This is a genomic window from Photobacterium indicum, assembly GCF_003026215.1.
Taxonomy (GTDB): Bacteria; Pseudomonadota; Gammaproteobacteria; order Enterobacterales; family Vibrionaceae; genus Photobacterium; species Photobacterium indicum.
In genome coordinates, this window is record NZ_PYOC01000001.1 from 197,628 (window position 1) to 218,324 (window position 20,697).

A 20,697-nucleotide genomic window follows, 5' to 3' on the forward strand; every position below is an offset into this window, starting at 1 on the left:
GATATTGAATGTTCTTCTCTGTTGAAATGTAAATTATGAGTTTTTGCGAGCCATGTATATGGCTCGCTTTTTTTTGCCAGGGTGTTATCGAATCAAAATAGTACCAAAGATACTTTTTAGATTTTTGCTATTTTAGCTGGAAGAGCCTGCCTTGCTGCTGCACCGACTACCCAATCAAGTAATACCCCTTTCCCCTCTCGTGTTGGATCGGTTAAGCCTATATCGTTAATATTTACGCCATCAGCGTTATATTTATTAATTGGCTGAACCTTATCACCAATGGTGTGCGATCTTGCTCCTAGCTCTTTGTGGCCAAAGCCATGCTCTATGCCGAGAGTGCCTTGTTGTACCCCTTCGACAATCATCGCAATGGCTACTGTCGAATTACTTGGGGTGGTAATCGTGAATTGATCCCCTGTATTTAACTCCCACTTCAGTGCATCTTGCGGGTGTATATACACTGGGTTTACCCCCTTAATCGAATTTAAACGCGGTGATAAATTTGAAACTGCACTGTGAATATTGGATTTGAAGTTCGTTAAAGTAAATGGCCATTCTTGTCCGGGATATTGTTCACGAAGGGGCGTGCCATCAGCCAGTTTTTGTGGATACCATGTTGGGCAACCAGAATAAAACTGGCCCGATAGCGTATTTCGTGACGTACCCAATTTTTCATTCCAAATTGCTAACGGCTTTTTCCACTGATACTTCATGAATTTACCGTTATAACTTTCAGAGGCATCTTCAAATCGCCCACCACGAGAAAGAATAAAGGCGACTTTACCCAGTTCTTCTTCTGTCAGAATCCGTTGCATGTCGGGCAATAAACGTTCTAATCCTGATAGGTATATATCTTCCGCACTGGCGGCGGGCACGCCTTTCGCTACATACGCTAAATTAGCCGCCGATCGTAGGTAAAAATCTTCCGCATTATGAATAGCGTGCCAATTACCTTGTGCATCTTTAATTGCATTGTCACCAAAGCCTCCTAAAGATAAACGCTTGGCAATATCGATGAAAAAGTTTTCTAAGTTAATGGCGCGCCCATCGGCCGTTTTTTCTGTAAGAGGCTTCACGATTGGCCAACGTGCTGTTACAGCTTTGGTCGGAACACCATGCCATGGGCTGGTCATTCCCCAGCTTTCATAGGTGACTGTATCTGGCACGATATAATCAGAAAGGGCGGTTGTTTCATTAATGAATGAATCGACAGAGATAATTAATGGCAGCTCTTTCGGATCTTTGAGCTTTTCACCAATAAGATCTTGTAAGCCTGGTACACCATATAAAGGGTTAGCCATATGATTGATCCACGCTTTTAAACGGTAAGGATAACCATCGATTGCGGCTGATAAATGTTCCGTTAATAACGGGGCAGAGATTGGATACCAAGGCGCACGAGTAGGGTAAGGCGATGTGCCTGCCGCGATTTTTCGTTTGTATTCGCTGGTTTTTTCGTAAGGGAATTTACTACGTGATAAAAACACGCCTTTAGGCCCGACTTTACCCGGGAAGGTGGTGAAATCATAACGCGCCCCGTTGGCGGATGTTGGGTAGCCACCAGCCTTGGCCATTACACCGCCTTTTAGATTGATATTACCGATCATCGCGTTCAGCATCAGAATGGTATAGGCGTTGTAGAAACCGTTGCTGTGCATATTGCCGCCATGGGTATCGACAACGGCTTTAGTGCCGTGTGATGTAAAGCGCTGAGCAATGCTTACTATCTGGTCTTCTGAGATCCCACATTGTTCGCTGTAGTATGCGATGTCGTATTTAAAGGCTTGTTCTTTTAAATGCTGAAAGGATGATTTTACCCGTACCCTGCCTTGTGTCGTTTCCATTTCTGTATCAACAAATAATTGAGCAGGTTTTTCTTGGGTATTGATACTCAGGGTATTGGTTTTTGCATCCATTATTAAATAAGCATCTGTTTCTGAACGCACTTCACCCTCATAAGGCATACCCATGTCGGAAGCACGCAAGAAAGAACCAAAGCGGGGATGACTTTCATCACTGATCACCAAGTGTGTCGCGTTACACCAGTGCGCCGTACCAGCTGCATGCATGGCTTGAGCGCTTGGTTGTGATAAAAAAGTGCGGTTGTAACGCTCGTTGGCAATGATCCACTGAATCATTCCCATCACAAGGGCGGAGTCGGTACCGGGTTTGATCGGTAGCCAGTTATTGTTTAACCCTGCGGCTAAACTTGATGATGCAGGCAGGGCGGGGGCAACCACGACATATTCAAAACTGCCATTGGTGCGGGCATTGGCGAGCTGCCTTGCTTGGCGTTTAAAGGGGTTGCCTGCTTGTGCTGGCGACATCCCAATAAACAATGCAAATTTAGTATTATCCAGATCGGGCTTTACGTGTGAGAACTTATCTAAGTCATTCATCAATGCGCCAGAACCGGCACGGAAGGCATAACCACAGTACGAACCGTGATGACCAAAATTACGCGTACCAAAGCTGTTAAAGGCAAAGCGTTTTAGAATATCATCCCGACCTTCATTGCCCGCATTGGTCACTAATAATTGATTGGCTTTAGGGCCGTATTCAGGGTTATTGGGGTCGACTGGGGTGGTTAAGTCGCGAATGGCTTTTAATCCATCAACATGGCCTTCATTAAAGAGATCGCCCCCTTCAGTCACTTCTGTGAGTAATTGCTCATAGCTAATCGGAACCCATTTCCCTTCACCACGCTTGCCAACGCGCTTTAATGGTTGGGTAATACGATATGGGCTGTTACGTATTTCCAACATGCCATTGCCACGCGCGCAGGCAGTCGAACGCCCGGCTAAACCGGCTTCACCTGTTAGTGATAGATACGCCTGTTTGACTGGGGTGTTAAAGGGAATTTGTTGATCATTTGATAACGGGTGATAGGGATTACCTGAGATCCGTAAAATTTCATCCGTTTTATTATCAACACGAACTCTTACACCACATAGCGTCCAACAACCAAAACACATCGAAGGAGCAACACGCTGATTAGGGTTTGAAATTAAATTACCGTTCTCATTAACTTTGTATTCAGGCTCCAGTGAATTACCAAAGTGAGCATCTTTAGTCGGTACACCTGATGTACCTGTTACCAAGCCTTCAGCCATATGCTGGGCTGTTGAAGAATACCCTGCAGCAAATGCAGATACACCACCGACAGCCAGACCAGATTTGATGAATTGACGACGTTTCTTATCCATAATATTGCCCTCTACAGTACGTGGTGCGCAGACGGCGCAACAGATGAAGATAAAAGAGTTCGGGAAGTTTTAGCTTGATGCACGACTTCGCTTAATACCGCGGCGAGTGCAATCCACAAACCTGCCATGGCGACAATGCCCAATAGCCCTGCTGGTCCCATTGGCAACTCATAAGGATAAGTGCCAGCATCGTAACGGGGGATGGTTTGTACATCCATAATGGTGACCCAGCGAAGATACCAACAACTGATTAACGTGATGGTACTGGTAATGACTAAGCCTATTTTTCTGGTGGAAAAACACTGTGCCGTAAAACGAATGGCAAGGGCAATACAGCAAATAAATAAAATAGTGAGCACGGTTAAACGAGTAACCCATTGCGGATCGTTAAGTAACGCTAAGCTATTACTGTTCACTACCCATAGAGGCAATAAAATCAAGGCTAAAACGGCACTTAATAATATGGTGCGCTTAAGCAGAATACTATCACCGTTAGTGAGGGCTGGTTTTGCTGTGAGGCTCGGCTCGGTTGTGAGCAGCAACATAATGCTGGTTAAGCTAATCGCTCCTAGAAAAGCGGTGACAAACCACAGTAATGGTGAAGCTAACTGATGCCATAACGGACGGCTTTGAACTACCGCAATTTCAGCGCCGGTATACAGCGCAATGGTTAAACCAGATAGTGCGGTCAATACGGTTAATGCGATAAAAGCGTTTGATGGTACCGTCCAATTTCCAAGGGTTAACTTACTGGCGAGTTTAACGATGCGGTAGGGGCTGTTTTCGAGTTGTTGAATATCAGGACGCAAATACAGCCATGCCACTATTACCGCTAAAGCAGAAAAAATCGGTAAGAATAATGATCCGTTCGACATCCACGACCATGAGGTTAAATGGGTAAAGAAGTGCCAAGCCCGTCCCGGTTGATGAAGATCGGCAGTTAACGCTAACGGACCGACAACCGCTGAAATAGCTAACACAAGTGCGAGGGCGGCACGTAATGCATGGCTCGTGTGGCGTTTAAATACACATGCGATACAAAATAAAATGGCGGCGGCGTAAGCTGATCCAATATAGAAAAAGTACTGTACTGCCCAGGGCAACCAAGCGATGTCCTGTGGAGGAACAAGAATTTCAGTGATGTTCATTACTTCTCTCCTTGGGGATCATAAATCGCCGCTTTACCGTCAATGTACGAGCTAAATTCAGTGTTCAAGCCGATATAGAACACATGCGGTTTAGTGTTCTCTTCTGGTTTCAATACTTTTATTTCGTCTTTATGTTCAACGAGCAGTCGGTTTATTTCGCTACTTGGGTTATTTAAATCCCCAATGATCCGCGCACCACCTACACACGTTTCCACACAAGCGGGCAGTAAACCTTGCTCTAAACGATGGGCGCAAAAGGTACATTTATCGGCTGTAAGGGTTTCTTCATTGATGAAGCGAGCATCGTAAGGACAAGCCTGTACACAATAGGCACAGGCGACACAGCGCTTGTTATCAACCATGACAATGCCGTCTTCACGTTGGTAAGTGGCCTGTACTGGGCAGACTTTGACGCAGGGTGGGTTATCACAATGGTTACACAGACGAGGCAGCATAAAAGACTTCACCTGTTTCGTGCCTGTACTACCATCATCAAGGGTAACTTCATATTGCTTTACGGTGGTGCGGAATTGGCCAATAGGCGCTTGGTTTTCAATACTACAGCCGACTGTACAAGCTTGGCAGCCGACACACCTACGCAAATCGACCACCATGGCATAGCGTTTTCCTTTCATGCCTTTGCGGTCAGGTTGATCGTTGTTTTTAAATTTATTGCCCACCACAATGTGGCCTGTTGAGGCGTTGCTTGCTTGTACGACAGGAATTAATGCGGCACCCGCGGTTATTGCGCCAATGCCTGATAACAATCGTCTTTTACTTGGATCCATACTGCATACCTTGCTCATTAGTAGAGAGACAAGGTGATTGTCGTAAATCGACGGTTCTTCGCCTATTGTGGTTTTCCACATACCCTATTTAGGATTGATCTAAGACAAGATAAAACAGTGTTATTCCTCACGCTTCGCATCATCCTTGGTGAGGTTAGTGTCATAATGAATCAAGAAAGAGCCCGTATCGGCAATTATGATCAAGTGGATAAATGAACAAAATGAAGTGTTGGATAGTGCCTAGCCTTAAAAGAGACTCACAAAAAAAGAAGCCCCAAAAGAAGCCCCAAAAGAAGCAAAGATCATGCGTTGCTGGTGGATATTGGCTTAACGTGATCGGCTATTCTGTGGTGACTCTTGCTGCTATCGCTTTTCCTCACACTATTTTCGCGAAAGATCTCCAGTCTGCCGATAGTGCCATTAATCAAAAAGTTGATGTCGGTATTTTAGCTACTAGAGGTAATTTAGAAGCTTTAAACCGTTGGCAGCCAACCATGGATTGGTTAGAACGTAAAATTCCCCGTACTGAATTTGTATTACACCCCTATACGCTTGAACAAATGACAGATGCGGTAAAAACTCAGACGGTCGATTTTGTGATCACCAACCCTGGGCAGTCTGTTCGATTAGGGCGTCAATATCCCCTTTCTTGGTTGGCAACGTTAAGAAGTCAGCAACAAGGTGGCACGACATTGGCAATAGGTTCTGCTTTGGTAGTGCGTAACGACTCCCCATATTTCACGCTTACTGATTTAGATAACCAGCCAGTGGCTGCGGTATCTGATAGTGCATTTGGCGGCTATTTAACCTTACGCCGAAATATGCAGCAACTGAGCTTAGATCCGAATCGTTTTTTCTCGACAGTTGATTTTATTGGTTTTCCACTCGATGCCATTTTGTACAAATTACGTGATAAACACGTAGAAGCGGCGGTACTACCTGTTTGCCAACTAGAAACAATGGGAAAGGAAGGGTTAATCGATTTTAGTCAGTACCGAGTTTTAGATAACCAAGCGCCAGTGGGTTTTGGCTGCCAAGTATCAACTGCGTTATACCCTAATTGGTCTTTTGCCAAAACAGGTAAAGCATCTGAAACCTTAGCCAAGAAAATTGCACGCGCATTGTTGGATCTTCCAGAGCGAGATCCTGCGGCAATCGCTGCGAATTCATTAGGTTGGTCGGCACCGATCAGTCAATTAAAAATTGATAAGTTGTATCAAGATCTTGATCTTCACCCGTTACAAAAGCCATGGTGGCAAGAAGCATTAACTTGGCTGAAGAGTAATCAGCAATGGGGTTGGACGTTTCTACTCTTTGTTGTTGTTCTCAATTTGTATCACTTTTTACTGGAGTACCGTTTTAGCCGCAATCAACGGCTATTAATTGCGACTCAAAATCGATTAAAAGAAAAGAATGCCATGCTAGAACATGCCCAAAGAGTGGCAATTGTCGGCGAGTTAGGCGGCAGTATTGCCCATGAAATCAACCAGCCGTTATCTGCTATTCGTAACTATAGCCAAGGTGGTTTAGTGCGAATAAACAAAGGATCATCAGCTGATGATCTTAAAGTGGTATTAGAAAAAATCCAACAACAAGTTATTAGGGCGGATGATATTGTTCAGCGGTTACGATCCTTGATAAAAAAACGGCCAATCAACAAGCAATACAGCAATGTGCAGGCATTGATCACCGATGCCGTCATGTTGCTAGATCATGACTTAATTAAGCATCAAATTACGTTATCGATGACAGAAAGCGGACAAGCTGTGCCTGTCTATCTTGACCCTATTGGCTTCCAGCAATTACTGTTGAACCTAGTCAAAAATGCGATGGATGCTTGTGTGCTGAATGATCAAAAGCAGAGCCTTCAGAAGCAGCATACTCAAGAAAAGTATCAAATAGTGATTGATACAGAATACCTACCAGTAGAAAAACAAATGAAGCTGGTGGTTACGGATAATGGTATTGGATTGGAAGCAGATGCTGCGTTATTGCAGAGTGCTTTCTTTACCACAAAAGAAGAGGGGTTAGGTTTGGGTTTAGCTATTTGCCGTGATGTGGTTGAAGATCATCACGGTACATTGGCGATGACCGCTAATAATCCTCATGGCTGTCGTATTGAAGTGCGTTTGCCTTATATCGCTAATACCGAAAATTAAAGAAGGAAACTACACGTGCCATTACCAGTCTTTGTTGTTGATGATGATGAATCAGTACGTGATTCATTAGCCTTCATGCTTGAGGGGTATGATTTTAGCGTTGAAAGTTACGCTGATGGTGTAACGTTTCTTGATCAAGCGAATATTGAACAAGCCGGTTGCGTGGTGTTAGACATTCGAATGCCAATCATGATGGGACAGCAAGTTCATCGGCTATTAAAAGATAAAAACAGCCCCCTCGTGGTTATTTTTTTGACTGGTCATGGTGATGTGCCTATGGCTGTTGAAGCACTTAAACATGGTGCGATTGATTTCTTCCAAAAGCCGGTTGATGGTGAAAAACTAGTGGCTGCGATTCATCATGCTGAAAAAAAATCCTTACACAATCAAAGCCAACTGTTATTACACAAAGCGTTTGAAACATTAACGACTCGCGAGCAAGACCTTTTACGTTTATTAGTCAAAGGTTATAAAAACCAACAAATATCCGATGAATTATGTATTGCTGTACGTACGGTTGAAGTGCACCGTTCTAGTTTGATGAAGAAACTCCATGCAAAAACTATCGCAGAATTAGTGATGTTCTATTCGCAAATTAAAACGTAATTTTAGCCAGTGTTTGTTGTGTTGCGTGGTGATACAAGTGTTAATTAAATCGAGGGGAAATTTGCGCTGAGTATATTAATACTGAAGACCATTTCTTTGGGTGATTCATCACTCCTACCAAGTGTGATCATGGCTGAAAAACTGATTTTACCTTTTATCTCGTGAATGACTTTTTATTAGTTACTCCATACAATTTCGCATAATATCGACTATAAAGATTGCTTAATGGAATGGTAATGACAGAAAAAGAAAAGATGTTATCTGGTTTAATATATCAAGCGTGGGATGAAGAGCTAACCGCCGAACGCCATAGCGCCAAAGGGTTATGTTTTAAGATCAATCAAACCTGTCCGACTCAGAAAGATGTTCGACAGGGTTTGATTAATGAGCTACTTGGCTATAACAGTGACGCATGGATTGAATCCCCCTTTAACTGTGATTATGGTTACAACATTAAAGTCGGTAGCGGTTTTTATATCAATCATGGTTGTACCATTCTTGATGCTGCACCTATTACGATTGGTGATAACTGTTTACTAGCCCCTGGCGTGGTTATTTCAACGGCAGGTCATCCGCTTGATCCTGTTGAAAGGGCGAGGGGGGATGAGTTTGCTCAAGCGATTACGATTGGTAATGATGTATGGTTTGGTGCCAATGTTACCGTGTGCCCCGGCGTGAGCATTGGCGATAATGTTGTTGTGGGGGCTGGTAGTGTCGTGGTGAAAGATCTGCCTTCAAACAGTGTCTGTGTCGGATCTCCCGCGAAGCCTATTCGTTACCTTCAAGAAGACGAAAGTAACCCTAGAGGTGAATGTAAATAACCCCAAGGAAACAGCCAACCTGATAAAGAGGTTGGCTATGATAGCTGACGTTATGGAAATGGAATTATTGAGCATTATCAGAGTGCTTCAATAAAGCCATGTTTAGGCTGCATCAACAGTCCAATACTGGCGTGATACTTCTTGACCATCTTTGAATGTAACTTCAAGGGGCCTTCTTACCGTTTTCGTACCAGCCAGTCATAACACCGTCACTGTTCTTACCATTGGTGAAGTTTGCCACTTCACGTTTCTGGCCGTTCACGTACCATTCAGTGGATACGCCATTTTCTTTGCCTTTTTTAAACGTCGCTTCTTCAGACTTCTGACCATTACGGTACCATTCTGTTGTTACGCCGTTTTTCATATCATTTTTGTAGGTCGTCTCAAACGATTTCTGACCATTCTCATACCACTTAGTCATCAAACCGTTTGTTTTGCCGTCAAGATAATGCGCTTCACCACGCTTTTCACCACTGGCATACCACTCAGTAGCCACACCGTTTTCTTTCCCATCTTTGAAGGTTACGTCAATGGCTTTTTGACCGTTTTCGTATTTTTGTACATATGTGCCAGAGAAAGGTTTCTCCTGATTTACTTGATAGGCAACACCGTTACGTGACTGAAGGTAATCAACGGTAGCAGCTTGTGATAGTCCCGCAAATGAAAGTAAAAACAGCGCTAGAGGAATCGTTTTTTTCATGTCATCACCAAAAGAAATAAATTCTATTTATAGAGAGTCAACGTTGCTTCAAATTACTCACAAGCAAGATGAAGTACCGTTTGTAAGACATAGCGATTTCAAGCAAGTTCACATCACAAAAACGAAGAGTATGATTACTATCAATAATAGAGCGTAATCTAACTGTTCCGCACAATCATGTTAAGACTAAAATTCCACCATATATATTGATTTGTTTGACTTTTATCCGATTGGTCGAATTCTATTTCCTGCATTTTTGAAAACTTATATTTCACCTAAAACTACATTGTTGAAGTATTTTTTGTACACGATGCTCTGCCAATATCTTTTTAATTTTACTCTTGATCATGCTTCCGTTAATGCCCTATTCGTTCAGCAAGAATAGAGTATCGGACAACGGTTACCTGCGAATCAATGTAACAGGGGATTATGCCTGATTAATGCCTAATCGCTGGCGATATTGTTCTGGCGTACAGTTGGCGTGTTTCTTAAATAGAGTAATAAAGGGTGACGCTTGGTGATAGCCGAGTGTTAAGGCTATTTCTTTTATGGATAACCCTTTACGCAGTAAATGTAATGAATAAACATACTTACGGCGTTGTCGCCATTCTGTAAAACTCATCCCGAGTTTATCTTGGCAGTGTCTTGCCAAGGTGCGTTCTGTTGTGTGAATGGTTTCTGCCCATTCTGCGAGCGTTTTATTATTGGTTGGATTTTTCTCTAGTTCTATCAGAATAGGTTTGAGTAACCTGTCGTCACTGGTTGGTAGGAATTGCTGATGTTCTTTAGCATTGATTACTTGATCCAATAATACGCGAACTAAACGATGGTCTTCGGGGGTTTTAGGAACAGCGACACGGCGCTCACGCAGGCTATTAATTATCGCACTGACGATTGGATCTACTTCTAATAGGCAGGCGTAGTTAGGTAATCGAATCGCAAGTGGCTGTATAATATTCATCGAGCAATAGTTCATGCTACGACGCATATGGCTTTCGTGTTCAATACCAGCTGGTACCCAAACCGCATACTCTGAAGGCGATAAAAAATGTTTACCTTCAGCGTGTAGCTCTAATATTCCGCCATTAATTAGTTGCAACTGCCCCCAAGAGTGCCTGTGTTTTTGCGTTGTCGTATTAGGCAGAAAAACTTCATGACCAAAAAAAATATCGCCAGGTGGATTATCATCATCAAACAATGGTCGATAAATTTTAGACATCAAACATCGCCTTATTAATAAAAGAGGTATATGGATTTCAACTAACATAATCCTCTTAAGCATTCATAGCAACTTAAAGGGGAATGAATAGATGATGGAAAATTTTTACTTGGGTTGGCTGCTGAAGTGAAGGTTAAAGAACATGATCTAATTAGTGTTGTGAAACATAACTACGGTTTATATATCAACCATTGATAGCCTTATGTATTCCGCTGCCACCCAGTGTTTTAATACAAACAACAAAGACGCCCACCACCTACCGTACTGAAAAATCGTAGTGAGCTACTCACTCTTCAGTGCCTGTTTAACACTAACGGGTTACAAGTAGGCACACTTAGGATATTTGTATGAAAACTATATTTAATTTGTATGCATTAACACTCGCGGTATTTGCTATTTCTTGTGTTGTCTTGATGACAGAACCTGGCCAAGTTATTGGTGTGCCAAGAGACTGGTTATTGGGCTACTTCCGCTATATGCCTTTATTTTGGGCCGGACAAATTGTTGCATTAATTATTCTTTGGATTGCGAACATTCGTGGAAAGTTCTGGAATTCACTATGGATGTGTTTAGCATCTATTGGTATCGGCGTGACTTTTTGGGCACAGTCTTATGCTATGCCTACCGCATTCCCGACAGAGCAATTAAACGCTAAATACTATTCTGTGGAGGATGCGAACATGTTCATCCCCGAGGAAGATTCGCGAGTATATGTAACCGAGATTAATGGTGAAATTCGTATCTTTCCTCGTTACCACCTTCAAGTGCCTCACGTAGCAGGTTGGGAATCGGAAGGAACAGGCTATGCAATTACTTACTGTGGTCTTTCTAATCTCCCCATGGTCGTTGAAACTGACTATGGTCTCGGTACTTCTGATTTGCAGGTATTAGGCCAAGCGCATAACAACCTTATTTTTAAAGATGTAAATAACGGTACGGCTATCCAACAGATTACCATGCAGTCTGAGTTTACCGATCACACGACCACGGTTCATCCCAATACTCAAATGGATTGGGAAAAAGCAAAAACAATGTACCCTGATGCGAAGGTATACATCTATGGTATGGAGCGTTTGATTGATAGCATTTTGTTAGGTCTATTCGAGAAACCGTTACAGGAGCAGCGTGACATTGATAATCCCAATTTCATGTTCGACACATTGAACCTTGCAGATTCACGTCTTAACCCTAAATTAGAGGTTATAGGATACGATAATGGTACCCAACAAATTGCTATCGCCCCTGACTTTGCACGTGCGAATGACGGCTTTGTCTTCGAACTAAATGATGATGTTCTGCAAATTTCTACCGATGGTGATGTCATAAGACTGGTCAACATAATGGGCGAACAAGTCGCGACTCATAACGGTGTACATTTTGGTATTTGGACCCAGTTCTTCCCTAATACAGAGGTACTCAAATGAAGTATTTAGCGATCGCTTTATTGTGCACATTAGTCGTGTCTATGACTGATATTCACCAACCTTACGAACGTTTAATGATTAGAACGGACCAGATGCAAGTAGATACCTTAGCACCTAGCAGTGGTGATTTATCATTATTTGTAAAACAGGAACATGATTCGTAAGTCATCTTGAGCAAGGACTAAACCTCAATGACTGATAGGTCTTCCTCTACTTATCAGTCATCACTTTTTTAAACGGGCTTTGAGTGGTTTGTCAGGAGGCATAGACAGGAATATACCTGTCTATGCCTATGATGGTAAAACTAGCAGACCGTTAGTTGCTGCTGTTAACCCCATTACTTATCGAGATTGGTAATGGGTAGTTAGTTCTTTTGTACTGATGATTGTTTAAATACATTAACGTATGAAGAGTACAGGTCAATACTAATACCACTGCTCTGGTCTGCAACAAGTTCCAGCTCACCAGTTACTTTATTGTGTCCTAAGTATTCCTTAGTAAACAAATTGTTAAGTTGATTAGTTCCTTCTTTCCATTGCCAACGTTGAGATAGATTTAAACCACAAGCTTGAAGTTGATTCAGGTTTTCACCGTCTAAACATAGCTTAGTATTTTGTGCGCTAACAAACTGTCCTAATTTGTTATAAATGAAAGCTTGCTGGAAATTATCTTCATCACACGTTTTGGTTACTAGGTTTTGTTGGTAATCACCCGCTATACATTTGTTATTAAAGCTTGCCAGCTGTAAGTTGACCGGACGACCACCAGTAAATACAGGATGATCCCAATCAACCACAAAGCTCACTTTCTTGCTGATACGTTTAACTTGGTTATCACTGTCTTTAGAGTAATAAGTGCGGACACCAAAGAAACCAGTCACACTTGAACGATATCTAAAGCCAGTAATATCAACAGCAGAATCTACGGATAAGGTTGTTGTCCCTGTTTCCGTTGGTGATGCTTTGTAGATCACTTCCATTTTAGGTGTAAAACTTGCGTAACCAATTGGATTAATACGACTTAGGTCTGCTGGTATCCTCAAACGAGCTGAAATACCGTGAGTTTTCACGTTTCTGATAGACTCAGCAGTTGGGTGTTGTTGCCTTGCCCATTTAAATGCAACATGTTTTGCACCTTTAGAACTTCGTTCAACCCGATAATCGCGTGTATCGAATGACAACCATTTAGATTCACTCCAACTCGCATTGGCATCTAACTTAGCTTTAGGGCCATCTTTGTTAACCTCAACACCACCGCTAATACCAAAATTAAATGTTGATACTTCTTTTTGGCTGTAATTTGCATTGAGGTTTGAGGTCGGTACTGTTCTTAATATATTCGCTTTATTATTAGAGGCGTCGAAATTAAACTCATAATTTCTTGCTATAGCTGTCGTAACAAATTCCGCTTCATTCCCACCTTCTGGCCATGGAATACCGCGAGTTACTAAATATCGAGGTGCAAGCTTATCGTTTAGCTGAATACCTGTCCCTTGAGTTGAATCATCGATACCAATTCGAACAATTTTGGCATCTGGCGTTGCAGAACCTTGAGTCCCGAATCGCAGAGATCGTTGAAGGTTTACTTTATAAATTAGAGATATATTGGCATTTCTACAACTACGATAACTTTGCTTCGGGCCATCAAATGTATTCCATGTCAGGTTGCACTCTTGGTCAGAGATTTGACGTCTGGCATTGAGGTAAAAAGCCACATTTGGAATAGTGTTATCTTGATTTGAAAGTAAAGGCGCACTGCGTTTTGTTCGTGATGATCGCTTGGGCTTAGCTTCTAACAGAGTGATATTTGGATCATCTACTCCGTCAAGCTGAGAAAACATCAACTCGCCTTTATATGGGCTAATGATGATCATATCACCAGATAAAAAGACCCCGATACTTTGACGTATTTTATCTTTTACACTATTTTTATCTTCTTCATTATCAATATGACTAAAGTCTATAAAATAGCGTTTTTCCTCATTCAAAACTTGCGTCTTTATCTCGGTTAATGAAGGTGGAATAGCATCATTCTCGAGCAAGTATTCAGCGTTAATGTAATTTACTGCGCTGACATCTTGCAGGCTACTTAGCATATTAATGGCAGAGCCTGCGGGCTCATTGATTTCTACTGCACTAGCCGTTGTAGTTGTCATTAACGCTAGTATAGCAAGCGTTATAATATTGGTTTTTCTTATCATAATTGTTTTCCTAGCTATATCGTTTAATGGAATGCTTAAATGCATTTCAGTTATTTTGAGATACAAAGCTTCATTCAAAATTCTATTAACAATAGAAACTAGAGTGTTAATAGAAGAATCTTGGTCAAAATCAAACATTCAATTCACCTAGCCGATGAATTGGAAAATTAATCTACCCCAAATATTTAAATTAAAGATATGAACAATGATTTCAGCCAGATAGACAAGCAAGTAGCCTGTTTGATTTAGCTAATATGTATGCCCTTGAGGAATATCTATAGTATGCAGTGTCTGCATAGCTATACAAATAATGCCTAAAAAAGAATATTTAGCAATATTTTGCATGTATCGGTGCAAAACTGCTTCCAATTAATACTAGAAATTAAAAACCTAAATCAGCTCTATTGAAAATAATGAGATTGAACACTCAAGAAATTATTTTACTTTATAAATTAGAGTTTATTTTAGATATCGCGGGCTTGTCGGTAAGGAATTTGAATATTTATTACTAGAACATAGGCTGGTGGAACAAATCTAATCGTTGAATCAAATAAGGACTAAACTAGTCAAAGTCACAAAAAATTTAATGCCAACTGTAATTAAATAAAATCAGATTGAAGTAATGACAGTTAGCCACGCAGAGATGTAGGTGAACATGGATCTAAATTTACTAACAACATTTTTGGCTGTCTATAAGCACATTTCAATTACTATTGCAGCAGAAGAGTTAGATGTATCACAGCCAGCGGTGAGTGCTGCGCTAAAAAGATTAGAAAGTGTAATAGGTAAACCTCTATTTGTTAGAGAGGGGCGAGGTATCTCACCGACTGGTGCTGCTGTAGCGTTGGCAAACAAAATTGAATCTCCGATAACGGTATTAGAAACGATTGGTCAACAACAAGAGTATCTTAATGTCTATTGTAGCGAAGTGGTATTGCATCTAGTTTGTCATGTAGAAAATATAAAGCTAAGTGAAACACCCTTGGAAGAAAAAGCTATCTTTGATGATCTCTTCACTCAAAAAGTCGATTTAGTTATCGATGTAATGTCTAGCAAGCAGCATTCACTTATTGTGGAAGAGTTTCATCAAGAAGAACCTACATGTTTAACAAGGTTAGATCACCCTAGAATTCAATCTCAAATTACGCTAGAAGAATATTTTGCAGAAGAGCATATAGCAGTAAAAATCACTCGAAACAATACAAATACCATTAATAATCTATCTGAAAAGCCCGTTGAGCCGCGTAAAGTGAAAATTGAAACTGGCTCATTATCCAGTATGTTAATCTTATCTTCCGAAAGCGATTATATAGCTTCTTCTCCTCGTTCAATTGCAGAAAAATTAGCTCCTAAGCTAAACCTTCGAATTCATAAATATCCTTTTGCGATAAAACCAGTGAAGTTATATATGATCTATCATAGGCGCTATGCAAATGATCCTTTTCACAAAACAAGGCGGGAAGCATTGAGAGCCGCTATTACTTACTCTAGTCGTTCTTTGGGCTGACTGTTTTTTTCTATTCACTCGCTTTGGCGAACAGCGCTCTAAATGGTATCCTTCCTGCCCAGTTTTAGCGTTGTGCTCGGAAAAGTAATGAATTTTAATCGAATTGTCTGTTTTGACCTCGAAATGTGTTGTTGGAATGATGGCCGGGATCCAAAAACCGGTGAAATCATTGAAATTGGGTTAGCGGAATTGGATTTAGATACTGGTGAGATCGTGCGACGAACTCAACATTATGTAAAACCTGAGCATGATGAAATCTCTGAGTTTTGTACCGAGTTAACTGGTATTAAACCGCAGGTTATTCATAAAAATGGTAAGCCTTTAGCTGAAATCTTACGCTCTATCGAGTCTAAATTTGGTGGTAAACATAAAATTTATGGGGCATGGGGACACGACGATCGTATTTTACATGCTGAGTGTGCAGCGAAAGGTTTAAAAGTCCCTTTTACTGAGTACATAAATTTAGCAATGATTTTTCGGTTACAGCGTCACGTGAAAAAGAAGCGTTGCGGTCAACGTGCTGCTATGGAAATCGCAGGTCTTGAGTGGGAAGGTCGACAGCATTCAGGTTATGTTGATGCGTATAACCTAGCTCGTTTAACAAGAACGCTTTTTTGCGATAGCGAAACTCAAGAAAAACATAAGTGATCATGCTTTGGTATGGGTTGTGTTGGTAATAACCCATACCAAATTTACCCCTTAAAGGAAGAAGATGATCAGGTAATTATGTAAAGCGTACGTTCATCGTAATTTCTGCTGAAAACACGATATTACCTTCAGTATCAGTCACACTTACAGGTACTAATTTATCCCCATCAGTATCCCAATCAATATTTCCCCCGTCAGCCACAGCAACTAAATCTGTTTTTGCTTTTTTAAGGTATTGAACAGACATGCCTGTTGGCAACCAGCGGCTCTTAACTGGCACAGAAACATCGGTCATCATTCCTGCCGCGAGCTCTGCCATATTACACATAGCAATAGCATGTACTGTTTTAATGTGATTTTGCACTCTTCTACGCTTCTTAATACTTACGCTTGAATAGCCAGGTTTTAGATCGGTGACTAAGGGTTTTATGGAAGAAAAATAAGGCGCCATACGGCAAACAATGAAAGTAAATAAATGTTGTCCGAATGGTAGCTTGGTTATTCGACGATAAGTTTTAAGATTTTTACGCATTGAAAATTCCTTTTCCAAATGGCACTCTGGTCTGACCACGCTACATTGTGTGTGGTCAGAAATCAACCATATGTCATGGTCATGCCTCACAGTTTTTACACTGTTTCTTATTAGGAAAGACTCAGTTATTAAATGAAATATTTATTTTTTGTATTTAAAATCAAAGCCTTATTTTGTTTATGTTCATTGTAATTCAATGGGATAAATCATTTTATGCCGCTGAAATAGTCAATGTCTGACAATAGAGTCTATATGTCTGATTGCAGATATTTATATCTTTAGTGACGTGTCAGAATGCACCTAAGAAAAAGATGTTATCCCGATAAAAAACGAACTTATACATAAAGGCAATCAATGTTCTACCTACTTCCCTTATTAACCGTTTCTATCTGGGCAGGGAATGCCATAGTAAACAAACTTTCTTTTAGCGTGATTGATCCAGGAGCGATCGCATTCTATCGATGGTTTTTTGCCATGCTGGTGCTGACTCCATTTTTAGCAAAATCTATTTGGCAGCATCGCAAAACGATTAAACCGTACTTACCAAAATTAGCATTTTTGTCGTTGTTAGGCATGGTGTTAAACCAGTCTTTGGGCTATTTTGCCGCCGCGACAACAACAGCGACAAATATGGCATTAATCATATCGCTAGTGCCGTTGATCAGTATGTTTTTAAGTGTGCCATTACTTAGTCAACGCTTATCGCCGCTTGCCATTGTTGGGGCAATATTGTCACTGGGTGGGCTGGTGTTGATGCTAAGCCACGGTAATCTTAATCAATTAGCTGCGCAAGGAATCACCCAAGGTGATGGTTTGTTATTGCTCGCCGCTTTTGTTTATGCACTTTATTGTGTTTTATTGAAACGCTGGCAGATGCCACTCACAAATTGGCAATCAGTGTATGTACAAGGTGTTCTCGCTGTCATCATGCTGTTTCCAATGTTTTTAAACAGTGAGCGCATGGCGATTACTGCAGAAGCATTTCCATTAGTGATGTATGCAGCAATGCTGGGTTCATTAATTGCCCCTTGGTGCTGGTTGTTAGGTATTCAGCGTTTAGGTGCAGATCGTACTGCAATGTTCATGAACTTGATGCCAGTAATTACTGCGCTTATCGCAAGCGTAGTATTGAATGAGCAGTTAGAGTCTTACCATTATATTGGTGGGGTGATGGTATTAAGTGGTGTCGCGTTAGCCCAAAAGAAAGTCAAAGCACGTCAACAAAAAATGGCGACGGCATAGCTGTAAAGTGAACTAAAAACGCGACAGTGAAAATAAAGCGGTAATAACGTGTTTTATCTAAATACCGTTATTACCGTTTTTTGCTAATAAAAGTTGACCTGAACGTGTGCTCAGATATTTTCCCTGAGCGACTTTTTGCTGACCGTTTACCCATAAATTGTGCAGACCGGTTGCATACCTCTCTGGTTGCTCTATCGTTGCATGATCACAGAAATCAGCGCCAAACATAGCAATATCGGCATAATAGCCTGGTGCTAATTTTCCCCGCTTGTGAAGTGAAAATGTCTCTGCACTTAACGCCGTCATTTTATGAATCGCCTGCTCAAGTGACAGTAATTTGCGTTGAGTGACAAATTGGTTAATGATCCGTGGGAACGTGCCACTGACTCTCGGGTGAAGCCTGCCTCCGAGTAGGGTGTCTGAGCCAACCATCCCCTGTGGGTGCTGAAGGATCTGCTCAACAAGTGCCTCATCCATAAAATAATCAATCATCCGGACATTACCCTGCTCACGGATGAGAAGATCTAACGCAAAATCGACGGGATGCTGATCAGTTTGTTGTGCACATTCAGCAATAGAGCTCCCTATCCATTTCTGAGCTTCTTGGCTTTCAACTTCGCAAATAAGAATATTTTCCCAACCGACTAACGCGGGTAGGTTATCCCAAGGTTCGCTTGCCTGAGATAAAATACGTTCAGAAAGCCAGTCATGGACTTGTCGTCTGACGGCGGAGGTATGTAACTTATTCATCAATTCATCCGGTGCGTAGGCGCGTATCAGGGCCGGAGGCAATATAGAAAATAGCGTTGTACTTCCGTAATGGTAAGGATATTGGTCGAAGGAGATCTGATAACGTTCGATCAATGATAGTAAGGATGGTAATTTTTTCGCATTACGCCGGCCAATTAGCTTCAGGTGGGAAACATGCAACTGGCAACCAGCTTGTTCAGATAATGCGATCATCTCTTGTAGTGCTTCAAGAATCTGATCACTTTCACTGCGCATGTGTACAACAATTGGTTTCTGATGTTTCGCTGCAACCTGAGCGACGGTTAATAGTTCATCGCGATCACTAAATAGAGCAGGATGATAGATCAGCCCCAGACTGACTCCTCTGGCTCCAGCGCCTAGGGCTTCATCTGTTAATTGAGCCAATTTTAGTCGCTGATTTTTGTTCATCGGTATGCTGCTGTTACCACAGATCTGATAACGCAGTAAGCCATGCGGTAAGAAGGCGGATACGTTAACTTCTAATCCCTGCTGCTCAAGGGCAGATGTATAACTGGGAAAATCGTCCCAGCCCCAATCGATCGTTGGATTACCTATGATTAGACGTTTTCTGTGTTCAGCTTGCAGTTCCTTTGGCAACGGTGATACACCAAGACCACAGAGGCCAACAAGTTCGGTGGTGATGCCTTGCATTGTTTTTGGCTTAAACCCTTGTGGTAAAAACGTTGCTAGATCGGTGTGGCTATGAACGTCAATAAATCCCGGAGTCACAAAAGCACCATCAGCATCGATGACGTGATCAACCGCTGTTGTGATGAAAGGGGAAATATCAGTAATGACTTGATTATTAATTAATATATCGCTTTTAAAAGCATTACTACCACGCCCATCAATTACCGTCGCATTTTTGATTAACTGACGCATTATTGTTACTCCATCATCAATAACATGCCAGTACGGCACTCGAGTAAACCCTAATTTTATTCGTTATTATGATAGATCGTTTTGTGTGACAAATGTATGGGCTGGCTTTGCTTTTATGGGTTTAATGAAATGATGATCATTAACTTACTGGGTATTGATCTTGCCAAGAATATGTTTCAACTGCATGGAGTCTTGTGGAGGTGCCAACTATTGGGCCCGCGTCTTCCTATGGTCAGGGCATGCAGTGAAACTCATTAGTCCTCAGTTCGTAAAGCCATTTGTTAAAACAAACAAAAATGATGCGAATGATGCCGAAGCCATCACCGAAGCAGCCAGTAGACCGTCAATGCATTTTGTTCCTATCAAGCAAGTTAAACAACAAGATATACAGTCTCTGCATCGGATTAGAAGCCGATTAGTTAAAAATAGAACAGCACTGATTAATGAGATTAGAGGACTCAATTTGGAGTATGGGATCGCGATTCCAACGGGAGCATCAAAGGTCAGAGCAGATCTGTCGTCAGAATGAAGCCTGCCAGCGCATGATGAAAATCCCCAGAGTGGGGGAATTAACAGCAACCGCAATGATTTCCGCTGTTCCAAATCCCCATGTTTTTAAGAATGCTCGGCACATGTTCGCATGGCTAGGTTTGGTACCCTGACAGCATTCTAGCGGAGGCAAGCAAACGTTGTTGGGTATCAGCAAGCGAGGTGATATCTATCTTCGAACATTGCTCATTCATGATGAACGTAAAATCCTTGTGCGGGAGAGATCCGCCTTTATGAATCGTTTATTCAATGTTGAAGTGATTTACTCGTAATTTTAAGTCAATGACTGACTAGA

Annotated in this window: 16 protein-coding genes and 2 pseudogenes; 10 read left to right on the top strand and 8 right to left on the bottom strand. The window is 41.6% G+C overall.

From position 1 onward, the window contains the following. Positions 1-116: 116 nt before the first annotated feature. From C9J47_RS00825 to dsrO, 3 genes are read right to left on the bottom strand one after another with little or no spacing between them, the layout of a single operon-like run. Entirely contained in the window at positions 117-3,206 is a 3,090-nt protein-coding gene (locus tag C9J47_RS00825) for a tetrathionate reductase subunit A (protein ID WP_107251813.1), read from the bottom strand. Positions 3,207-3,217: 11 nt separating this feature from the next. Further along, the gene (gene nrfD, locus C9J47_RS00830; RefSeq protein ID WP_107251814.1) at positions 3,218-4,354 is read right to left on the bottom strand and encodes an NrfD/PsrC family molybdoenzyme membrane anchor subunit; all 1,137 of its coding nucleotides are present in this window, start codon (positions 4,352-4,354) and stop codon (positions 3,218-3,220) included. Further along, positions 4,354-5,142, bottom strand: coding sequence for a sulfate reduction electron transfer complex DsrMKJOP subunit DsrO (gene dsrO / locus C9J47_RS00835; protein ID WP_107251815.1), 789 nt, complete (start codon positions 5,140-5,142; stop codon positions 4,354-4,356). Before dsrO ends, nrfD begins: the two co-directional genes overlap by 1 nt. Positions 5,143-5,363: 221 nt before the next feature. Between dsrO and C9J47_RS00845 the strand changes: the two genes are divergently transcribed. The 3 genes from C9J47_RS00845 (at position 5,364) to C9J47_RS00855 (ending at position 8,728) form a co-directional block, all read left to right on the top strand. Continuing rightward, entirely contained in the window at positions 5,364-7,301 is a 1,938-nt protein-coding gene (locus tag C9J47_RS00845) for a sensor histidine kinase (RefSeq protein ID WP_245903233.1), read from the top strand. A gap of 15 nt (positions 7,302-7,316) precedes the next feature. Further along, the gene (locus C9J47_RS00850; RefSeq protein WP_107251818.1) at positions 7,317-7,907 is read left to right on the top strand and encodes a response regulator transcription factor; all 591 of its coding nucleotides are present in this window, start codon (positions 7,317-7,319) and stop codon (positions 7,905-7,907) included. 236 nt (positions 7,908-8,143) lie between these two features. Then, the gene (locus tag C9J47_RS00855; RefSeq protein WP_211321675.1) at positions 8,144-8,728 is read left to right on the top strand and encodes a sugar O-acetyltransferase; all 585 of its coding nucleotides are present in this window, start codon (positions 8,144-8,146) and stop codon (positions 8,726-8,728) included. A gap of 163 nt (positions 8,729-8,891) precedes the next feature. Here the strand turns inward: C9J47_RS00855 and C9J47_RS00860 are convergent, their stop codons facing one another. Both C9J47_RS00860 and C9J47_RS00865 read right to left on the bottom strand, forming a co-directional pair. Beyond that, positions 8,892-9,428: a toxin-antitoxin system YwqK family antitoxin gene (locus C9J47_RS00860; RefSeq protein ID WP_107251820.1), complete on the bottom strand. Its 537-nt coding sequence runs from the start codon at positions 9,426-9,428 to the stop codon at positions 8,892-8,894. Between the two features lie 427 nt (positions 9,429-9,855). Further along, a complete protein-coding gene (locus C9J47_RS00865; RefSeq protein ID WP_107251821.1) occupies positions 9,856-10,647 on the bottom strand; it encodes an AraC family transcriptional regulator in 792 nt (263 codons plus the stop codon). A 347-nt stretch (positions 10,648-10,994) separates the two neighbouring features. Here C9J47_RS00865 and C9J47_RS00870 point away from each other — a divergent pair, with 347 nt between their 5' ends. Then, complete coding sequence (locus C9J47_RS00870) at positions 10,995-12,071, top strand: DUF3179 domain-containing (seleno)protein (RefSeq protein WP_107251822.1); 1,077 nt, start codon at positions 10,995-10,997, stop codon at positions 12,069-12,071. Beyond that, positions 12,068-12,235, top strand: coding sequence for a hypothetical protein (locus C9J47_RS26950; RefSeq protein WP_170107405.1), 168 nt, complete (start codon positions 12,068-12,070; stop codon positions 12,233-12,235). The genes C9J47_RS00870 and C9J47_RS26950 overlap by 4 nt, the downstream gene beginning before the upstream one ends. 200 nt (positions 12,236-12,435) lie before the next feature. Here the strand turns inward: C9J47_RS26950 and C9J47_RS00875 are convergent, their stop codons facing one another. Beyond that, the gene (locus C9J47_RS00875) at positions 12,436-14,271 is read right to left on the bottom strand and encodes a leukocidin family pore-forming toxin (protein WP_107252683.1); all 1,836 of its coding nucleotides are present in this window, start codon (positions 14,269-14,271) and stop codon (positions 12,436-12,438) included. Between the two features lie 655 nt (positions 14,272-14,926). Here C9J47_RS00875 and C9J47_RS00880 point away from each other — a divergent pair. Continuing rightward, complete coding sequence (locus C9J47_RS00880; protein WP_107251823.1) at positions 14,927-15,778, top strand: LysR family transcriptional regulator; 852 nt, start codon at positions 14,927-14,929, stop codon at positions 15,776-15,778. A gap of 87 nt (positions 15,779-15,865) precedes the next feature. Beyond that, complete coding sequence (locus tag C9J47_RS00885; RefSeq protein ID WP_107251824.1) at positions 15,866-16,426, top strand: 3'-5' exonuclease; 561 nt, start codon at positions 15,866-15,868, stop codon at positions 16,424-16,426. A gap of 76 nt (positions 16,427-16,502) precedes the next feature. Here the strand turns inward: C9J47_RS00885 and C9J47_RS00890 are convergent, their stop codons facing one another. Then, positions 16,503-16,958 carry a hotdog fold domain-containing protein gene (locus C9J47_RS00890; RefSeq protein ID WP_107251825.1) on the bottom strand — a complete coding sequence of 152 codons (456 nt, stop codon included), beginning with the start codon at positions 16,956-16,958 and terminating at the stop codon, positions 16,503-16,505. A gap of 354 nt (positions 16,959-17,312) precedes the next feature. Here C9J47_RS00890 and C9J47_RS00895 point away from each other — a divergent pair, with 354 nt between their 5' ends. Next, on the top strand, positions 17,313-18,200 hold the full coding sequence (locus tag C9J47_RS00895) for a DMT family transporter (protein ID WP_107251826.1): 888 nt from the start codon (positions 17,313-17,315) through the stop codon (positions 18,198-18,200). Between the two features lie 57 nt (positions 18,201-18,257). Here C9J47_RS00895 and C9J47_RS00900 read toward each other — a convergent pair whose 3' ends face one another. Further along, a complete protein-coding gene (locus tag C9J47_RS00900; RefSeq protein WP_107251827.1) occupies positions 18,258-19,853 on the bottom strand; it encodes an N-acyl-D-amino-acid deacylase family protein in 1,596 nt (531 codons plus the stop codon). A gap of 172 nt (positions 19,854-20,025) precedes the next feature. Here C9J47_RS00900 and C9J47_RS27250 point away from each other — a divergent pair. Together C9J47_RS27250 and C9J47_RS27550 are read left to right on the top strand one after the other, a co-directional pair. Beyond that, positions 20,026-20,614: pseudogene (locus C9J47_RS27250) on the top strand (transposase); the annotation flags it as partial. Beyond that, positions 20,594-20,674 (top strand): annotated as a pseudogene (locus tag C9J47_RS27550) (IS6 family transposase); the annotation flags it as partial. The pseudogenes C9J47_RS27250 and C9J47_RS27550, both read left to right, overlap by 21 nt. Positions 20,675-20,697 lie beyond the last annotated feature (23 nt).